Origin of the sequence: Helicobacter anseris, from assembly GCF_003364335.1 — a bacterium.
GTDB classification, from domain to species: domain Bacteria; phylum Campylobacterota; class Campylobacteria; order Campylobacterales; family Helicobacteraceae; genus Helicobacter_H; species Helicobacter_H anseris.
In genome coordinates, this window is record NZ_NXLX01000001.1 from 43,305 (window position 1) to 59,906 (window position 16,602).

The window sequence follows — 16,602 nt, forward strand, 5'->3', positions numbered from 1 at the left end:
TGCCCAAAGGGGGTTTGCTATGGGTAGCAATTTAAGTATTTTTAAAATAGGTGTTGGTCCTTCTAGCTCTCATACTGTTGGACCTATGTTGGCTTCAAATCTTTTTTGTCAGAAAATTGAAAATAAAAAAGATGAGATTGTTAGAGTTTTGATTGAGCTTTATGGTTCTTTATCATTGACTGGCAAGGGGCATTTAAGTGATTTGGCTTGCATTATTGGGTTAAATGGTTTAAGGGCAAGAGACTTGACACCAAAAATTAAAGATGATGCTATTGATCTTGCCTTAAAACAAAATAAAATCAATCTAGGCGGTTTTAAGCTGATTGATTTTATTTATGATAGAGATGTTGTATTCCATAATGATTTCTTGCCTCTTCATGAAAATGGTATGAAGCTAAGTGTTTTTAATGATAAGCAAGAATTGATAGATACCCAAGTTTATTATTCTATCGGTGGTGGTTTTGTCGCCACAGAAGAAGAGTTAAAAAATCCTAGCACTGATGCAAAGACAGAAAAACTTGATTTGGATTTTTCGAGTGCAAAAGAACTTTTGGCACTTTGCGAAAAATATAACAAAAATATTGCAGAGATTTCTATGGATTTTGAGAAACAATTCCATACAGAGCAATATATTAGAGATTATTGCCTTGAAATTTGGCAAGTTATGCAGGAATCTTATACAAATGGTTCTCATCCTACCACAGATATATTGCCTGGCCCATTAAAGTTAAAGCGTCGTGCTCTTGAGCTTAAAAAATCTTTTGAAAAGCGTAGTGATTTTTTAAGTTTATTAGATTCTATTTCGCTTTATGCCATTGCAATTGCTGAGGAAAATGCTGCTGGAGGTAAGGTGGTAACTGCCCCTACAAATGGTGCATGTGCGATAGTCCCAACGGTATTGCTCTACATGAGAGATCAAATGGGATCAAGCTTTAATGACAATGTTGTTGTAGATTTCTTGCTTACCGCAATGGCAATAGGTTCTTTATATAAGAAAAATGCTTCTATAAGTGGTGCAGAGGCTGGTTGTCAGGCTGAGGTAGGATCTGCTAGTTCTATGGCTGCTGGAGCTGCTGCTTTGGTTATGGGAGGAAATGCATTGCAGGTATGTTGTGCTGCAGAAATAGCAATGGAGCATCATTTGGGTTTAACTTGTGATCCTGTGCATGGTTTAGTGCAGATTCCTTGTATCGAGCGTAATGCTTTTGGTGCATTGAAGGCTATAAGTGCTGCTAGAATGGCAATGAATAGAGAGAGTATTCCAAGCGTGGATTTGGATCAAGTGATTGAAACAATGTATCAAACTGGCAAGGATATGAATCTAAAATACAAAGAAACAGCATTGGGCGGATTGGCTGAAGTTCTTAAGAGAAAATGTTCCTAATTCAATTGATATGCTTCCATACTTTTGAGTAGATTGCAAGAAGGGATTGCTCCTTTCTTACAATCTATGGATAAATATTGTTTTGCAAGATAAAAATATGCGAGCGCTATTTCTGGATTGGTCTCTAAATCTCCTTCTCCATTGCGATATAAAATCCCTAAATTAAAACAGCCTTGTGCGTTTTTCAAAATACAGGCTTTTTGGTAATAAATCACAGCATTTTTTTTATCTTTTGGCACATTAAGTCCATTATAATAGATATTTCCTACCCTAAGACACGCAGCTCCATTGTCATCGTCGCATAAAATTGTATAATAATCAATAGCCAAATCCCCCTCCTGAATAATCCTTAAATGAAAGCATCCAAAAGAATCTTTATTATTGCAAGCCATTTCATAATACTCTTTTGCTTTTAGGAGATTTTTTATAACTCCAAGACCTCTTTCATAAATTGTTCCAAGACCGCTACATCCTCTCATATTTCCAGATTCGCAAGCTTTTGTATAGTATTCTTTTGCAGTAAGAAAGTTTTCTTTTTTGTAGGCTTCTACTGCTTTTTGCAGATAATCTTCTTTAGATTTTGCAAAAAGTAGTAGGGTTGATAAGATAATTAAGCTAAGATTTTTGAGTAGCATTTATCAATCTTTCTTCGCGATTGCTTTCTTGATTCTTATAGAGAGTTGCGCAGGATTTTGCTAATTCTCTAATTTTTAGAATATACTCTTGTCTTTGAGAAACTGAGATAGCCTTTCTTGCATCTAAAACATTGAAAAAATGTGAGCTTAACATTGTAAAATCATATGCTGGAAGAGGAAGTTCTGCTTCTAGGCATCTTTTTGCTTCATTTTGTGCCATATTAAAAAAATCAAAAAGCATTTTAGTATCTGCAATTTCAAAGTGATATTTGCTAAATTCGTATTCACTTTGTAGATGGACATCAGCATAAGAAATTGTTTTATTTTGTGTATTTACTCCCCATTGGATATCTAAAATAGAATCTACTTGCTGTATATATGTGGCTAATCTTTCTACTCCATAAGTAATTTCTATTGCTACTGGGTCACAAGCTATTCCTCCAACTTGTTGAAAGTAGGTAAATTGTGTGATTTCCATACCATCAAGCCATACTTCCCAGCCAAGCCCCCAAGCACCAAGTGTTGGCGATTCCCAATTATCTTCAACAAATCTAACATCATGTTTTTTTAAATCAAGACCTAGAAATTCTAAGCTTTTTAAATAGAGCTCTTGAATATTCTCTGGGCTAGGTTTGACAAGTACTTGGAATTGATAATAGCTTCCAAGCCTATTGGGATTTTCCCCATATCTACCATCTGTAGGTCTTCTTGAAGGTGCTACATAGGCGACTGACCAAGGTTTGCTATCAAGACTTCTTAACAACGTGGCTGGATGAAAGGTTCCAGCACCAGCAGGAATGTCATAAGGTTGAACGATGATGCATCCTTGAGATTTCCAAAATTCTTGAAGTTTAAGCAAAATATCTGAAAAGGTTGGTTTCATAAAAATACCTTAAAACTTGAAGTTTAGTGATTCTAATTATAACAAACCTCTACCTTACAAGAGTGAAAAATACTTCTTTTATGTTAGAATAAGTTTAGTTTTTTGCAATGAGGTTTGTATTATGATAGATATTAGACTTTTGTTAAATGATTTTGACTTTGTCAATCAAAAATTGCAAGTAAAAAAAGTGGATACAGAGCTTTTATTAGAATTAAAAGATAAGGCACAGATTTATAGGAAAGCAAAGCAAGATTTAGAAGCATTACAGGCTGAGCAAAATAAAAAATCCAAGCTATTTGGAAGTTATAAAAGTAGCGGAGGAGATATAGAAGTTTTAAAGAAGGAATTGGATCTCAATAAAAGAAATATCATAGCAACAACAGAGGTTGTTCAAAAATGTGAAGATGAATTAGAAAAATTACTTTTTACGCTTCCAAATATTCCAGATGAAAAAACACCATGCGGAGATGATGAGAAAGATAATGTTGTTTTAAAAAAGATTTTAGAACCAAAAAAATTTGATTTTAAACCAAAAGAGCATTGGGAGCTTGCGCAAGAAAATGGGTGGATTGATTTTGAAAGGGGTGTTAAGTTAGCAAAGAGCAGATTCTCAGTCCTTAGGGGAATGGGGGCTAAATTAAACAGAGCGCTTATTAACTTTATGCTTGATTATAATCAAAAAGCAGGGTTTGAGATGGTTAGCACTCCAGTAATTGTAAATGAAAAAATGCTTTTTGGGACAGGACAGTTACCAAAGTTTGAAGAAGATATGTTTCGTGTAGATGGAAATACAGATCCACTGGATATTGGTGAGGAAGTAAAAAAACAAAATTTTTATTTAATTTCTACTTCAGAAATTACCTTGACTAATTTATATCACGATGAGATTTTGTCAAGTGAAGAATTGCCAATATTATTAACAGCTCAAACACCTTGTTTTAGAAAAGAGGCTGGAAGTGCAGGTAGGGATACTAGAGGAATGATACGTCAACATCAATTTGATAAGGTGGAGTTAGTTGCTATCACTAAACCAGAGGAAAGTGATAGCATACAAGAAAAGATGATACAAACCGCAAGTGGTATTTTACAAGCATTGGGGTTGCCACATAGGCTTGTTCAATTATGTGGAGGGGATCTTGGCTTTTGTGCAAGCAATACAGTTGATATTGAAGTGTGGCTACCAGGCCAAAATTGTTATCGAGAAATCAGCTCTATTTCAAATACTCGAGATTTTCAAGCAAGAAGAGCAAAAATACGCTTTAGAGATGGTAAAAAGAATACTTTGGTGCATACATTAAATGGTTCTTCTTTGGCTGTAGGTAGAACTTTAATTGCTTTGATGGAAAATTATCAAAATGCAGATGGTAGTATTGATATTCCTGAAGCATTAAAACCTTATTTATAATATAGACACAATGGCAAAAGAAACACAAGAAATTAGCTCTTTTAATGGAGACAATGTTTCGCAACAAACATCAAATAAAAAAATATCTTTGCAAAAACTGCAAGAGATTTTTTTCTTATATTTAGAAAAATTTAAACAACTGCAAAAAAAGCAAAAAATATTTATTTTATGTGGTTTTGGTGCTTTTATTGTTATTTTGTTATTGGTGCTTGTTTTTGTTTTTTCTGGTAAAAAACAAAAGGTAAGTCATAAGGTTGAGATTCAACAAGAAAAACAAACAACAGAAGAAGATATAGAGATTACTGCGGAGTTTTTGCATTCTTTGCCAAAGGTGGAGACAAGTCTTTCAAAAATTGATGATAAAAATATCAATGCTTTGATTCAAAAGGCTAATGTTTTATATGATAGCGGAAATAAAATAGAGGCCTTAAATATTTTTGATAAAGTGGCTACTTTTTCACAAGCGTTGGCGAATTATAATTTAGGTGTTTTGCAAATTAAACAAAAAGATTATAGTAATGCTTTAAAATCATTTGAAAAATCATTAAACTCAGGAGAAAATGTAAGTTTAAGTGCTTTAAATGCTGCTATTAGTGCAAGATACATGGGTGATGAAAAACTTTATTTGCATTATTTAAAGCTAGCAACTAATAAATTACCAGAAGAAAATCAAAAACCTTTTTATTCTTATTTGTATGCTCTTGTAAATTTTTATAATCAAAATTATTTTGCAGCTTTATCAAGTATTACAAATCCTATAACTGATTCTTATATTCCTATGAGTGCTGAGATTGCAGCAAAAACATTTTTGGTTTTTGATGATAATAAAAATGCAATTTTGGCTCTTGAAAATCAATATGATGAGAAAAAAGATTATAAAAATCTATCTCTTTTGTATGCAAGAATTGGAGAATATGATAAGGCAAAGAGTTATCTGACAAGATATTTGCAAAATAATCAAAAAGATTTTGAAGCTACAATGGCTTTGCAGATTTTGTATCTAAAAACTTATGATTTTTATCAAGCTTCTAATTTTTTAGATCAATTAAGTAATGATAAAGCAGTAATGCAGAAAGTTAATGATATTTATCCCATTAAAGTTGTTTTGCAAAAAAGGCTTTTTGATGTTGAGCTTGCTCAGAGGGATTTTGCAACAAATAGTCTCAAGGGTAACCACTATATTGCAGATAGAATCTTATTTTATTTTGCACCCTTTAAGGTATTTAATGTCGCAGAAACTTTGGATATTTTGCGCGAGAGTGGCATTTTTTCAAATTATAATGTAACTGCTTCTGAAGGTAAGCTTGTAGAGAGTAAGACGATTGCGCAAATCAATAAGGATATTGCTCAATCTCTTGTAGCAATTTATAAAAATAACTTGCGTCAAGCATTAAAAATTTTAAAAAAAGCTGCAAATAGTAATCCAAATCATGCAATATTGCATTATGATTTAGGCCTTGTATATGCACAAATGGATGATTTGGAGAATGCTTATAAACATTTTGTCAAGGCATATTATTTAGATTCTAATAATGTTGAATCTGGGCTGTATGCAATTTTGGCATCAAGGTTTTTAGATAAAGATACTCAGAGAATGCAAAAGGATATTACACAGGATTTTGATCATATTGGAGCAAATGACCCTATTAAAAGAAAATTTTTACTATCTTTTTTTAGCTATTTAAATCAAAGTATTGCAGATGATATGGATTGGATTGAACAAGCAAGAGATAAATTACCTATTTACTATGCTTTAAAAGGGGCTTTTGGTATCCAAACTAAGAATTTTTCAGATACATACCAAGCTTTTGAAAAACTTGATATGCTTTATCATGATGATTTGATTATAAAGACAATTAAAAATCTCGCTCAAGGTATTGATGCAAATTTTAAGCAAAATGCTCTAAAACTTTACAATATGATTGCAAAAGATCCTTTAAACTTGGAAAGAGTTTATAATGGACCTGCCTTAGCAAGACAACTTTATGCGTATATTGGATTTATCACTGGTTCTTTGAAAATCCAAGAAGATCATTTAAAAGAAAAACTGACAGCTTCATTACAAAGTCCAAATGGAATCTTACAGGCTCTAGCGTTAATAAATCTTTATCAACATAAGTTTGATCAAGCCTATGCGATTTATGATACTTTAATAAATAATTTAGGAGAGAGTGATACGCGGACAAAATTCCTAAGTGCAGTGGCTTTGATAGGGACTGGTAATTATGATAATGCTGCATTATTGTTGCAATTATCAAAAATGGATGCAGAAACAAATTTTGAAACAAAATTTGTATTAGGTATGCTATATCAGCAAGCTGGAAATTTTAAAGCCGCAGCTTCGCATTATGCAATGATAGCAGGAAAGAAATTTGCTTCAAGTTTCTTTGATTTTGAAATTGATACACAAAAAATATTAGATTCTAAAAAGTAATAAATGAATCATCTTTTTGAAGGGCTTAATTCTTCTCAAATTGAAGCCATAAGACATATTGACAATCCATTGCTTATACTAGCTGGTGCTGGTAGTGGAAAGACAAGGACACTTACTACAAGGCTTGCATATTTAATTGATGAGGTGGGAGTGCCTGCAAGTCAGACATTAACTCTAACCTTTACTAATAAAGCAAGCTTGGAGATGAGAGATAGAGCATTAGGATTGTTGAAACAAAGATTGCAAGCCCCACCATTGCTTTGCACTTTTCATCGTTTTGGATTGCTTTTTTTGAAGTTTTATATATCTTACTTGCAAAGAGGATTTAATTTTGTTTTAATTGATTCTGATGATAGAAAAAAGATCTTAAAGAAAATGAATGAAACTTTACCTTTGGGTTATGTGGATTATATGATTTCATATCTTAAAAATAATCTCATTACACCAGAAGCTTTTTTAATTGAAGCAAGGGATAAGAATCAAAAGATTGTTGGAAAAATTTATTTAGATTATCAAAAGACCTTGCAGGAACAAAATCTTGTAGATTTTGATGATTTGATTTTGCTGCCTTATGAGATTTTGGATAAAAATGAAGATTTGGCGATGGAGATTTCTCAAAAATATGCATATATTATGGTGGATGAATATCAAGATACCAATTTTTTACAATTTAAGCTTCTGCAAAAATTATGCTTAGCACATCAGAATATTTGTGTCGTTGGAGATGATGATCAAAGTATTTATGGCTGGAGGGGATCGGATATTAGAAATATTCTAGATTTTCAAGAAAATTTTAAAAATGCCAAGCTAATAAAATTAGAAGAAAACTATCGTTCTACTCTTGAAATTTTGGAGGTAGCCAATACACTTATTGCACATAATGCTAATCGTATCGGCAAAACACTAAAAAGTATGAATGGCTCAGGAGATAGTGTAGAGATTTTGCATAATTTGGATGAAAATTTAGAATCTTTATGTATTGCAAAGAAGATTGAAAAACTAAAATCAGAAGGTGTGAGACTTGATCAAATAGCTATTTTATTTCGGCTAAATGCTCTATCTAGGGCCTTGGAAGAGGGGTTGAATAAATTAGGTTTGCAATACAAACTTGTAGGGACAATCCGTTTTTATGAGAGGGCAGAGATAAAAGATGTTTTATCTTACTTGAGATATCTTATCAATCCAAAAGATGATTTTTCTTTAGAGCGTATAATAAATCAGCCAAAAAGAGGTATAGGTAAGCAAACTCAAGAAAAAATTTTTGATTTAGCAAAGCAAAAGAGCAAAAGTGTTTATGAAGTTTTTTGCGATGGTGCCTATAATGATTATATAAGTGAAAAAAATCTAAAAACCTTAAGAGATTTTTTTGGAATCTTGCAAGATTTAAGAGAGTTTTTAGAAACACCAGAAATTTTAATACGCAATCTTTTAGAGAGAATTGATATTGTGCAAAGTTATGCCAAGATTCAAGAGAATGTAGATAGAGTGGGCAATATCGATGAGTTTGTTGGATTGTTTAGAGATTATTTTTTAAACAATCCCAATGATTTATTGGAAGATTTTTTAAACAATATACCATTGCATTCAGATCTAGATAATTATCAAGAAGATTGTGTGCAGTGTATGAGTGTTCATACGGCTAAAGGGTTGGAATTTGATTATGTTTTTGTAATAGGTTTAGAAAATGGCTTCTTTCCATTAGATAGAGAGGAGAGTGATTTGGAAGAAGAGAGAAGATTGGCGTATGTAGCTTTTACAAGAGCTAAGAAAAAATTATTTATATCTTATGTTGATTCTAGATTCTATAAGGGCAAAAGAACACAATTGCAGGTTTCTCCTTTTTTTAAAGAATCAGGATTATTAAAGAATAAACAACGCCTTGAACAACAAGATAGTGATTTTAAAAAAGGCGAGGTGGTAAGTCATAAAATTTTTGGTATGGGGAGAATTGAGGATATAAAAAAATCAGGAAATGATACAATTTTAGTAATAAATTTTGGGGGATTGAGAAAGCCAATTATGAGTGCTTTTGTACAAAGGATTTAGATGAAAAAGTATTTTATTTTTTTATTGTTAGTGCAATTTATCTTTGGTGAAAATATCGCAAAGATTAAATCACAGATTAAAAAAGAATATGAGAGCTTTTATAAAGATAATCAAATCAAAATTGCTGATATTATCTTAGATTTAAATCCAGATACGCAAATCAATGAAGTAAAAATCAAAGATATTATTTTGGAGAATAAAACTTTTCTGGCATCAGGAAAGGTTTTGATTGTTTTTACTTTTAATAATCAAACTTATAAACATTTATTGCGATATAAAATACAAGCCAATTTAAATGTGGTATATACTCAAGTGGGTATCAAAAAATCTCAAGATATTATGACTAAAGATGTGATGATTAAAAATATTTCCATTGAAGAGCTTAATGGCATACCTATGGGTATAGGGGAGGTTGGCAATGTAAGTGCTAAGATTTTTATTCCCAATCAAACAATAATTTATAACTATCACATCGAATCAAAGATTTTGATTAGAAAAAATGAAAGTTTTTTAGCGACATATTCAGAAGGCAATGTGGTTATCCAACTTGTTTTGATTGCAAAGGAAAATGGAATTAAAGATTCTATTATTGAGGCAATAAATCCAGAGACAAAAAAAGTTGTAAGAGTAAAAGTTTTATCTGATGGAAATGGAAAGATTTTATGAAATTTGTTTTGGGTATTAGTGGCGCAAGTAGTGTGCAATTGGGTATGAGATTTTTAGAAAATCTCCCTATGGATTTACAAGTATTTTTAGTAATTAGCAGGGGGGCAAGAAAGGTTTTTGAAAAAGAAAAGATTTCTTTTGAACTTCCAAGTCATGTTGAAGTTTTAGATTCTTTAGATATGGGTGCTTGCATTGCTTCTGGGAGTTTTGGGGTTGATAAAATGGCGATTATCCCCACTTCAATGAATAAGCTTGCAAAGATAGCTTGTGGCATAGCTGATGATTTAATTACACGGAGTGCTTCTGTAATGCTTAAGGAGAAAAAACCCCTCTTGCTTGCACCAAGAGAAATTCCTTTTGCATCTATTGCTTTAGAAAATATGTTAAAGCTTTCAAATAATGGGGCTATTATTGCACCCCCTGTATTGGGATATTATGCAAAAGTGCAGAATCTATGTGAAATGGAAAATTTTATTATTGGAAGATGGCTAGACTTATTAGATATAAAACATAATCTTTATAAAAGATGGGGTAGTGATGCATAATATTGCAATTTATCCAGGGACTTTTGATCCTTTGACTAATGGGCATATTGATATTATCAAGCGTAGTAGTAAGATTTTTGATAAGGTTTTTGTTGGGATTGCGGTATCAAAAAACAAAAAACCTCTATTTGATATAAAAGATAGAGAAATGATGGTAAAACTAGCAATTAAAGATTTGAAGAATGTAGAATGCGAAAGTTTTGATACATTATTGGTGGATTTTGCAAAACAAAAAAATACACATATTATTGTTCGTGGTCTTAGGGTTGTGAGTGATTTTGAGTATGAACTACAAATGAGCTATGCTAATGTTTCACTCAATCATAATATAGAAACTATTTATTTTATGCCAAGCTTAGAAAATGCTTTTATCAGCTCTTCTGTAATAAGAAATATTTTAGAACATCAAGGTAAGATTTCTCATTTATTACCAGAGTGTGTTTTTGGGTATATCAAGAGTAAGGGATTTGTATGTACATAGTTTTTGAGGGTATAGATACTTGTGGTAAAAGCACGCAGATTGAACTTTTAAAACCTCTGTTGCCTAATGCAATTTTTACAAAAGAACCAGGCGGAAGCTTTCTTGGAGCCAAAATTCGAGAAATGATTTTAGGAAGCAAGAATCTAGATAGCAAAACAGAATTTTTTTTATTTTTGGCAGATAGGGCGCAACATTGCGCAGAAGTAATTATTCCAAATAAAAATGAAATTATTATTGCAGATAGAAGTTTGATATCAGGAATTGCCTATGCAAAAAATATTCAAAATGCCTTAGAGTATAATCTCTTTGCAATGCAAAATATTTTGCCAGATAAGGTTGTTTTATTTAAAACAAATGCAGAGCTTTTAAAAAAAAGGCTTGGTAATAAATCAAATGATAGTATTGAACAAAGAGGCATTGATTATTTATTAGAAATTCAAGATTATTTATTTGAAATTACGCATCACTTAAAATTACAAACTTTAATTTTAGATGCCTCAGAGAGTATTGAGGCATTGCACAAAAAAATCCTTGCATTTTTATAAATGCGTTGTCTTATTTGTAGAAAATGGAGTTTTAGAATCATTTGCAAAACCTGTCAAGAAGAGTTTTTGATTTTAAAACCAAAAATAAGATTAGTCGGGGATATTAAGGTTTATAGTTTTTATTCTTACGAAGATATTGCTTTTTTGCTTAATACCAAATACTATGCTATTGGTAGTCGTGTATTTAATATCTTAGCGAAGAAGGCAAGTGTATATTTTTCACAAAATCTTAGTGATTCTTTTTCAGAAGTTTATGGAGTGGGAATTGATGATAATCCAAAAAAAGGTTATTCGCATACAGGGATTCTTTTAAAAAACTTTTCTTCAAGAATCAAGCCTATTTATGGAGAGTTGAATGCAAGGAATAAGATTCAATATGCAGGAAAAAGTCTTGCTTTTAGGCAAAATAATCCCAAGAATTTTTCTTTCAAAGTAAAAAATCGTAATCTTGTGATTTTTGATGACATTATTACCACAGGAACTAGTATTTTAGAAGCCAAAAATATTATAGAAAAAAACAATAATCGTGTTTTGTTTGCACTTGTCTTAAGCGATGCAAGCTCTTAAAACTTGAGTATTAGCTAAAGTTTTATATAATCTTTCCTTCTTTAAGGAATAGAATGAGATTTTTTGCTTTAATCTTTTTTTTATGTTTTTATTGTTTTGGAGCAGTGGGTGAGCGTATAGTTTGGAGCAGTGGGCTTTCATTTTTGACATTTTTAGAGCAAAATCACCTACCTCTAAAGCTCTATTATAATCTCTCTGCGACAGATAAAGAGCTTGCAAGTGAAATACAAGTGGGTTCAGTTTATTATCTTTTAAAAGATGAGAATCAAAAAGTATTGCAAGCTTTGATTCCTATTAGCGAGGATATGCAAATACATATCTATCAAAATCCCAATAAGGAATATGCACTAGATTTTATTCCAATAGTTTATACAACGCATAAAAATACTCTTGTTGTCTCTGTTCAGAAATCTCCCTATCAAGATATTTTAGAGCATACAAAAGATATTGTATTGGCAACAGAATTTGTCAATACATATCGCAAAAGCATTGACTTTCATAAATATATGCTAAAAGATGACAAGCTTGCTTTTACTTATACAAGAAAATATCGTTTAGGTAGGACCTTTTCTACGCCAGAGATTCAATCAGCCATTGTGCAAACAAATAAAAAAGCTCATTATATCTTTGGTTTTGAGGATAGTTTTTATGATTTGAAGGGGAGGGAAGTTGCGGGCTTTTTATTGGAAATGCCAGTTAAGTATCGTAGAATCTCCTCAAAGTTTTCTTATGGAAGGTGGCATCCTGTTTTAAAAAAAGTAAGACCGCATTATGGAGTGGATTTGAGTGCGGCACATGGCACACCTATTTATGCTTCTGCTAGTGGCAAAGTAGTTTATTCTGGGTATCGTGGAGGATATGGCAATGTGGTAGAAATATCACACGGAGATGGTATTAGAACCTTATATGCTCATATGAGCAAAAGAGATCCTAAGGCTTTTGTTGGAGCTAGGATAAAAAAAGGGCAGTTGATTGGTAGAGTGGGTAGCACAGGTATGAGCACAGGACCTCATTTGCATTTTGGGGTTTATAGAAACAATAAGCCAATTGATCCTTTGGGGATTGTAAGAACAGAGAAAAACCAATTAAAAGGTTCTAAGAAAAAGGAATTTTTGATTTTTGCAAATCAGCAAAAAGAGATTTTAGATTCTTTGATAAATTCCTATGATTTTAGTGAAAAAAAGGGATATGTGATGACAGAGAGTATCCAATGAAATTCTTTAAGCCCCCGATAAAAAAAGTAGATTTTTCTAGCATTGTTTATGAGCCTTTGGGCGAATCTGTATATGTTAAACCCATTAGTATGTTTTATCAAGAAAATCATAAAAATAAAAAATGGGATATCGTAAAATCTTTTGATAGCGTAAGTATTTTGCTTTTTGATAGCAGTAAGCAAGCATTTGTTATTGTAAGGCAATTTAGACCAGCAGTATTTTTTAATAATCCTAAAGATGGTTATACTTATGAATTATGTGCAGGGCTTGCTGATAAAAATAAGAGTTTAGAGGAAATTGCTTCAGAAGAAGTGCTTGAAGAGTGTGGATATGAAATCTTGCCTAGTCAATTGCATTTTATAGGTAGTTTTTTAAATTCTACAGGAATGAGTGGAAGCAAGCAATTTTTATATTTTGCTGAAGTTAATGATGCGTGTAGGGTAAATGATGGAGGTGGTATTGAAGATGAATGTATTGAAGTTTTATATTTATCTTTAGAAGATTCTTTGGAGTTTATTTTTGATGAGAGTTTTCAGAAAACAACTTCTTTATTTTTAGGAATACATTGGTATCATTACTCTTATAAATCAAAGGGAAAAATATAATGAGATTATTGGTAGGATTTTTATTTTGTTTTTATTTTGTTTTTGCGGGATTGCAGGATAAGTTTGAAACAAAAATTATTAGCATAGACAAAGAAGCAAATACAATTACTTTTGATGCAAAGGATTTGGATATTGGGGAAAGTGGTTTTGTGATAGCAACTTTGAGCGATTATTCTAGTATTATTGCTCAAGCAGAAGTGATTGGGTGCTGTCAAGATGGCAAGGCCATAGCAAGGTTAAAATCCTTTGATGCGTTAAAGCAAATTTATCTTCCAAAGCCAAATATACAGCCAAAAGAAGGTGATAAGGTTGTATTTAGAAGTCTAAATAAAAAAGCATTTTTAGTGGCACCTAACTTAGATTTTTATGACAAAATAAAAAAAGAATACCAAGATGTTGATTTTTTAAGTTCAGATTTATTGCTTGGATATTTGTTTAGTTATGGAGAATACGATCCTAGCAAACTATTTTTTAGAGATGTGTGTAATGCTTATAGTGTTGGACTTGTATATATTGTAAATAAAAATGCTTTGGATATTGTTGATTGTCAAAGTTTTAAGATTTTGGATTCTAAGGCGCTAGATACAAGCAATGTTGAGGAGATACAAGTGCCATTTTATTCTAGAATCGATGAGGTAAAATCCGGCACCTTGTTTAGTTTCTTGCAATCTAAAAAAGCACAATATTATTTTGCGTATTATACAAATCTCTTGCACCCAAATATCCCATATCAGCCTTTAATGTTAGAAGAAAAGCAAAAAATCGAAAAAAAGAAACTCCAAGAAAAAATGCAACAAGAAGCACTAAAAAAGCAAGAAGAGCAAAAAAGGACACAAGAAAAAGCTAAAAATGCTAAATAAAAATCATATCGTATTTTTTAGAAGTATTGTTGGTGAAGAAGATTGCAAGGATGATGCTATCTATCTTAAAAGCTATGCCTATGATTCTACACGAGAGAGTTTTGAACCTCAATGTGTTATCTTTCCGAAAAATGAAGAGCAAATCTCTAAGATTCTTTGTTATTGTAATGAAAATTTTATCCCAGTAGTGCCTCGCGGTGCTGGTAGTGGTATGAGTGGGGGTGCTATCTGTGCAAATGGTGGTGTGGTGCTTGCAATGGAAAAATATTTCAATCAGATTTTAGAAATTGATGAAAAAAATCTACTTGCAAGAGTGCAGCCTGCAGTTATCAATAAAACCTTTCAAAATGAAGTAGAAAAAGTGGGATTGTTTTATCCCCCAGATCCCGCATCTCAAGATTTTAGCACACTAGGTGGCAATGTGAGTGAAAATGCTGGAGGTATGCGAGCAGTAAAGTATGGCATTACAAAAGATTATGTTTTGGCACTTCGAGCAGTTTTACCAAATGGTGCGATCATTCAAACAGGAAAAAAAACCATTAAAGATGTTGCAGGTTATAATCTTAGTGGCCTTTTGTGTGGAAGCGAGGGGACATTAGCAGTTATTACAGAAATTACACTCAAACTGCGAGTAAAACCTAAATTTACTCAAATGATGCTAGGACTTTTTGCAAGTATTGATTCTTGTATGCATGTAGTATATAAGATTTTATCAAGCGGGGTTACACCTGTGGCAATGGAGTTTTTGGATACCTTGACATTAAAAGCTGTGCAAAAAAAAATGCATAGAGTTTTTAGAGATGATGCTAAGGCTATTTTGATTATTCAAGTTGATGGAGAAATCCCTGAAATAATGGATTATCAGATTCAAAAGATTCAAGAAATTTTTTCACAAAATGAGTGCTTAGAATCTCATATCGCAAAGAATACAACAGAGGCTCAAGAAATTTGGGCTATGCGTCGCAACGCTTCACAAAGTATCAGTATTTATGGCAAAAAAAAGCTAAATGAAGATATTACGGTGCCAAGAGGGAATCTCCCGTCTTTGCTTAAAGGTATAGAAGAGATTGGTAAAAAATATGGTTTTAAAATTGCTTGTTTTGGGCACGCTGGGGATGGCAATGTGCATACAAATGTGATGGTAGAAAATCCGCAAGATAATGCAGAATTAGAGAGAGGGTATCAAGCGGTTGAAGAGATTTTTAGGTTGGCAATTAAATTAGAGGGGACTTTGAGCGGAGAGCATGGAATAGGGTTGAGTAAAGCCCCATTTATGAAATTAGCCTTTAGTGATGCAGAAATGGAGCTTTTTAGGAATCTTAAAAAAGCTTTTGATCCAAATAATATTTTAAATCCAAAAAAGATGGGATTATAGTTGTTTGAAAAACAGCATAAGGCATTATTGCAATGGTATGATGTTTGTGGAAGAAAACATTTACCTTGGAGAAACTTAGGTTTTGTTAATGGGAGTTACGGGGTATATATCAGTGAGATAATGTTGCAACAAACCCAAGTAAGTAGTGTGCTTGGCTATTATGAGCGTTTTTTGCAAAGATTTCCAACATTGCATTCTTTGAGTTTGGCAAGTGAAGATGAGGTTTTAGTTTTGTGGGCTGGGCTTGGATATTATTCAAGGGCCAAAAATCTCTTAAAAACTGCCAAGATTCTAAAAGAAGCTTTACCAAATACAAAAGAAGCATTACTAAAACTTCCAGGAATCGGAGAATATACTGCTGGTGCGATATTATGCTTTGGTTTTGGGCAAAGTGTGGCATTTTTTGATACAAATATCAAAAGGTTTTTGATGCGATTTTTTGCACTTCAAAATCCAAAAGAAAAACAACTGCAAGAATTTGCACAAAAATTTTTAAATACAAAAGATTCTTTCAATCACAATCAAGCATTGTTGGATTTAGGGGCTTTAGTGTGTATTGCTTCAAATCCTAGATGTAATATTTGCCCTTTATATGATTTTTGTCAAGGAAAAAATGAGATTTCAAAACACACTTTAAAAAAACAAATATCTTATGAGCAAATTCAAATGCATTTGGGAATCTTTGAGCAAAATGGGCGTGTGGCAATGCTAAGAGATGAAAAATGGAATCATCTTTTTAGTTTTCCTGAAATCTCCCCAAAAGATAGGCAAGCATTTGCAACTCTTAAGCATACAAGGACAAAATATAAAATCCAAGTTTTACTTTATCATCTATCTGCACAGCCTACTGATACACAAATGATTGAAAAAGATAGTGAAAAATACCCTATGAGTAGCCTTAGTCTTAAAGTGTTAAAAGTTTTGGAGAAAAAAAGCTTAGAAAATCTAAGCTTTTAA

The 16,602-nt window shown here is 32.2% G+C and carries 16 protein-coding genes; 14 read left to right on the forward strand and 2 right to left on the reverse strand.

Annotated elements, in window-relative coordinates; genetic code table 11:
- The first annotated feature begins 19 nt into the window (after window positions 1-19).
- Window positions 20-1,384 (forward strand): L-serine ammonia-lyase, encoded by a 1,365-nt coding sequence (locus tag CQA57_RS00205; protein WP_115578220.1) that lies wholly within the window; start codon window positions 20-22, stop codon window positions 1,382-1,384.
- Here CQA57_RS00205 and CQA57_RS00210 read toward each other — a convergent pair.
- The gene (locus tag CQA57_RS00210) at window positions 1,381-2,019 is read right to left on the reverse strand and encodes a tetratricopeptide repeat protein (RefSeq protein WP_115578221.1); all 639 of its coding nucleotides are present in this window, start codon (window positions 2,017-2,019) and stop codon (window positions 1,381-1,383) included. The genes CQA57_RS00205 and CQA57_RS00210 overlap by 4 nt on opposite strands.
- Window positions 2,000-2,902: a glycine--tRNA ligase subunit alpha gene (gene glyQ / locus CQA57_RS00215; protein WP_115578222.1), complete on the reverse strand. Its 903-nt coding sequence runs from the start codon at window positions 2,900-2,902 to the stop codon at window positions 2,000-2,002. Before glyQ ends, CQA57_RS00210 begins: the two co-directional genes overlap by 20 nt.
- A 121-nt stretch (window positions 2,903-3,023) precedes the next feature.
- Between glyQ and serS the strand changes: the two genes are divergently transcribed.
- From serS to CQA57_RS00280, 13 genes are read left to right on the forward strand one after another with little or no spacing between them, the layout of a single operon-like run.
- Window positions 3,024-4,307: a serine--tRNA ligase gene (gene serS, locus CQA57_RS00220; protein WP_115578223.1), complete on the forward strand. Its 1,284-nt coding sequence runs from the start codon at window positions 3,024-3,026 to the stop codon at window positions 4,305-4,307.
- A gap of 10 nt (window positions 4,308-4,317) precedes the next feature.
- Complete coding sequence (locus CQA57_RS00225; protein ID WP_115578224.1) at window positions 4,318-6,741, forward strand: tetratricopeptide repeat protein; 2,424 nt, start codon at window positions 4,318-4,320, stop codon at window positions 6,739-6,741.
- 3 nt (window positions 6,742-6,744) lie between these two features.
- Complete coding sequence (locus tag CQA57_RS00230) at window positions 6,745-8,787, forward strand: ATP-dependent helicase (protein ID WP_115578225.1); 2,043 nt, start codon at window positions 6,745-6,747, stop codon at window positions 8,785-8,787.
- Window positions 8,788-9,453 carry a flagellar basal body P-ring formation chaperone FlgA gene (gene flgA, locus CQA57_RS00235; protein WP_115578226.1) on the forward strand — a complete coding sequence of 222 codons (666 nt, stop codon included), beginning with the start codon at window positions 8,788-8,790 and terminating at the stop codon, window positions 9,451-9,453.
- Window positions 9,450-9,998, forward strand: a complete 549-nt coding sequence (locus tag CQA57_RS00240; protein ID WP_115578227.1) for a UbiX family flavin prenyltransferase — start codon at window positions 9,450-9,452, stop codon at window positions 9,996-9,998. The genes flgA and CQA57_RS00240 overlap by 4 nt, the downstream gene beginning before the upstream one ends.
- Complete coding sequence (gene coaD / locus CQA57_RS00245; protein ID WP_115578228.1) at window positions 9,991-10,479, forward strand: pantetheine-phosphate adenylyltransferase; 489 nt, start codon at window positions 9,991-9,993, stop codon at window positions 10,477-10,479. Before CQA57_RS00240 ends, coaD begins: the two co-directional genes overlap by 8 nt.
- Window positions 10,470-11,024: a dTMP kinase gene (gene tmk / locus CQA57_RS00250; RefSeq protein ID WP_115578229.1), complete on the forward strand. Its 555-nt coding sequence runs from the start codon at window positions 10,470-10,472 to the stop codon at window positions 11,022-11,024. Before coaD ends, tmk begins: the two co-directional genes overlap by 10 nt.
- Window positions 11,025-11,591, forward strand: coding sequence for a ComF family protein (locus tag CQA57_RS00255; RefSeq protein WP_115578230.1), 567 nt, complete (start codon window positions 11,025-11,027; stop codon window positions 11,589-11,591).
- A gap of 53 nt (window positions 11,592-11,644) precedes the next feature.
- Entirely contained in the window at window positions 11,645-12,805 is a 1,161-nt protein-coding gene (locus CQA57_RS00260) for a peptidoglycan DD-metalloendopeptidase family protein (protein ID WP_115578231.1), read from the forward strand.
- Window positions 12,802-13,410: an NUDIX domain-containing protein gene (locus CQA57_RS00265; protein ID WP_115578232.1), complete on the forward strand. Its 609-nt coding sequence runs from the start codon at window positions 12,802-12,804 to the stop codon at window positions 13,408-13,410. Before CQA57_RS00260 ends, CQA57_RS00265 begins: the two co-directional genes overlap by 4 nt.
- Window positions 13,410-14,270 carry a plasminogen-binding N-terminal domain-containing protein gene (locus CQA57_RS00270; RefSeq protein WP_115578233.1) on the forward strand — a complete coding sequence of 287 codons (861 nt, stop codon included), beginning with the start codon at window positions 13,410-13,412 and terminating at the stop codon, window positions 14,268-14,270. The genes CQA57_RS00265 and CQA57_RS00270 overlap by 1 nt, the downstream gene beginning before the upstream one ends.
- Window positions 14,260-15,645, forward strand: a complete 1,386-nt coding sequence (locus CQA57_RS00275; RefSeq protein ID WP_115578234.1) for an FAD-linked oxidase C-terminal domain-containing protein — start codon at window positions 14,260-14,262, stop codon at window positions 15,643-15,645. The genes CQA57_RS00270 and CQA57_RS00275 overlap by 11 nt, the downstream gene beginning before the upstream one ends.
- On the forward strand, window positions 15,646-16,602 hold the full coding sequence (locus CQA57_RS00280; protein ID WP_115578235.1) for an A/G-specific adenine glycosylase: 957 nt from the start codon (window positions 15,646-15,648) through the stop codon (window positions 16,600-16,602). It begins immediately after the preceding gene.

Excerpts from the sequence above, each read along its gene's own strand:
- CQA57_RS00205 (WP_115578220.1), top strand. The coding sequence starts at position 20 with ATGGGTAGCAATTTAAGTATTTTTAAAATAGGTGTTGGTCCTTCTAGC.
- CQA57_RS00210 (WP_115578221.1), bottom strand. The coding sequence starts at position 2,019 with ATGCTACTCAAAAATCTTAGCTTAATTATCTTATCAACCCTACTACTT.
- glyQ (WP_115578222.1), bottom strand. The coding sequence starts at position 2,902 with ATGAAACCAACCTTTTCAGATATTTTGCTTAAACTTCAAGAATTTTGG.
- serS (WP_115578223.1), top strand. The coding sequence starts at position 3,024 with ATGATAGATATTAGACTTTTGTTAAATGATTTTGACTTTGTCAATCAA.
- CQA57_RS00225 (WP_115578224.1), top strand. The coding sequence starts at position 4,318 with ATGGCAAAAGAAACACAAGAAATTAGCTCTTTTAATGGAGACAATGTT.
- CQA57_RS00230 (WP_115578225.1), top strand. The coding sequence starts at position 6,745 with ATGAATCATCTTTTTGAAGGGCTTAATTCTTCTCAAATTGAAGCCATA.
- flgA (WP_115578226.1), top strand. The coding sequence starts at position 8,788 with ATGAAAAAGTATTTTATTTTTTTATTGTTAGTGCAATTTATCTTTGGT.
- CQA57_RS00240 (WP_115578227.1), top strand. The coding sequence starts at position 9,450 with ATGAAATTTGTTTTGGGTATTAGTGGCGCAAGTAGTGTGCAATTGGGT.
- coaD (WP_115578228.1), top strand. The coding sequence starts at position 9,991 with ATGCATAATATTGCAATTTATCCAGGGACTTTTGATCCTTTGACTAAT.
- tmk (WP_115578229.1), top strand. The coding sequence starts at position 10,470 with ATGTACATAGTTTTTGAGGGTATAGATACTTGTGGTAAAAGCACGCAG.
- CQA57_RS00255 (WP_115578230.1), top strand. The coding sequence starts at position 11,025 with ATGCGTTGTCTTATTTGTAGAAAATGGAGTTTTAGAATCATTTGCAAA.
- CQA57_RS00260 (WP_115578231.1), top strand. The coding sequence starts at position 11,645 with ATGAGATTTTTTGCTTTAATCTTTTTTTTATGTTTTTATTGTTTTGGA.
- CQA57_RS00265 (WP_115578232.1), top strand. The coding sequence starts at position 12,802 with ATGAAATTCTTTAAGCCCCCGATAAAAAAAGTAGATTTTTCTAGCATT.
- CQA57_RS00270 (WP_115578233.1), top strand. The coding sequence starts at position 13,410 with ATGAGATTATTGGTAGGATTTTTATTTTGTTTTTATTTTGTTTTTGCG.
- CQA57_RS00275 (WP_115578234.1), top strand. The coding sequence starts at position 14,260 with ATGCTAAATAAAAATCATATCGTATTTTTTAGAAGTATTGTTGGTGAA.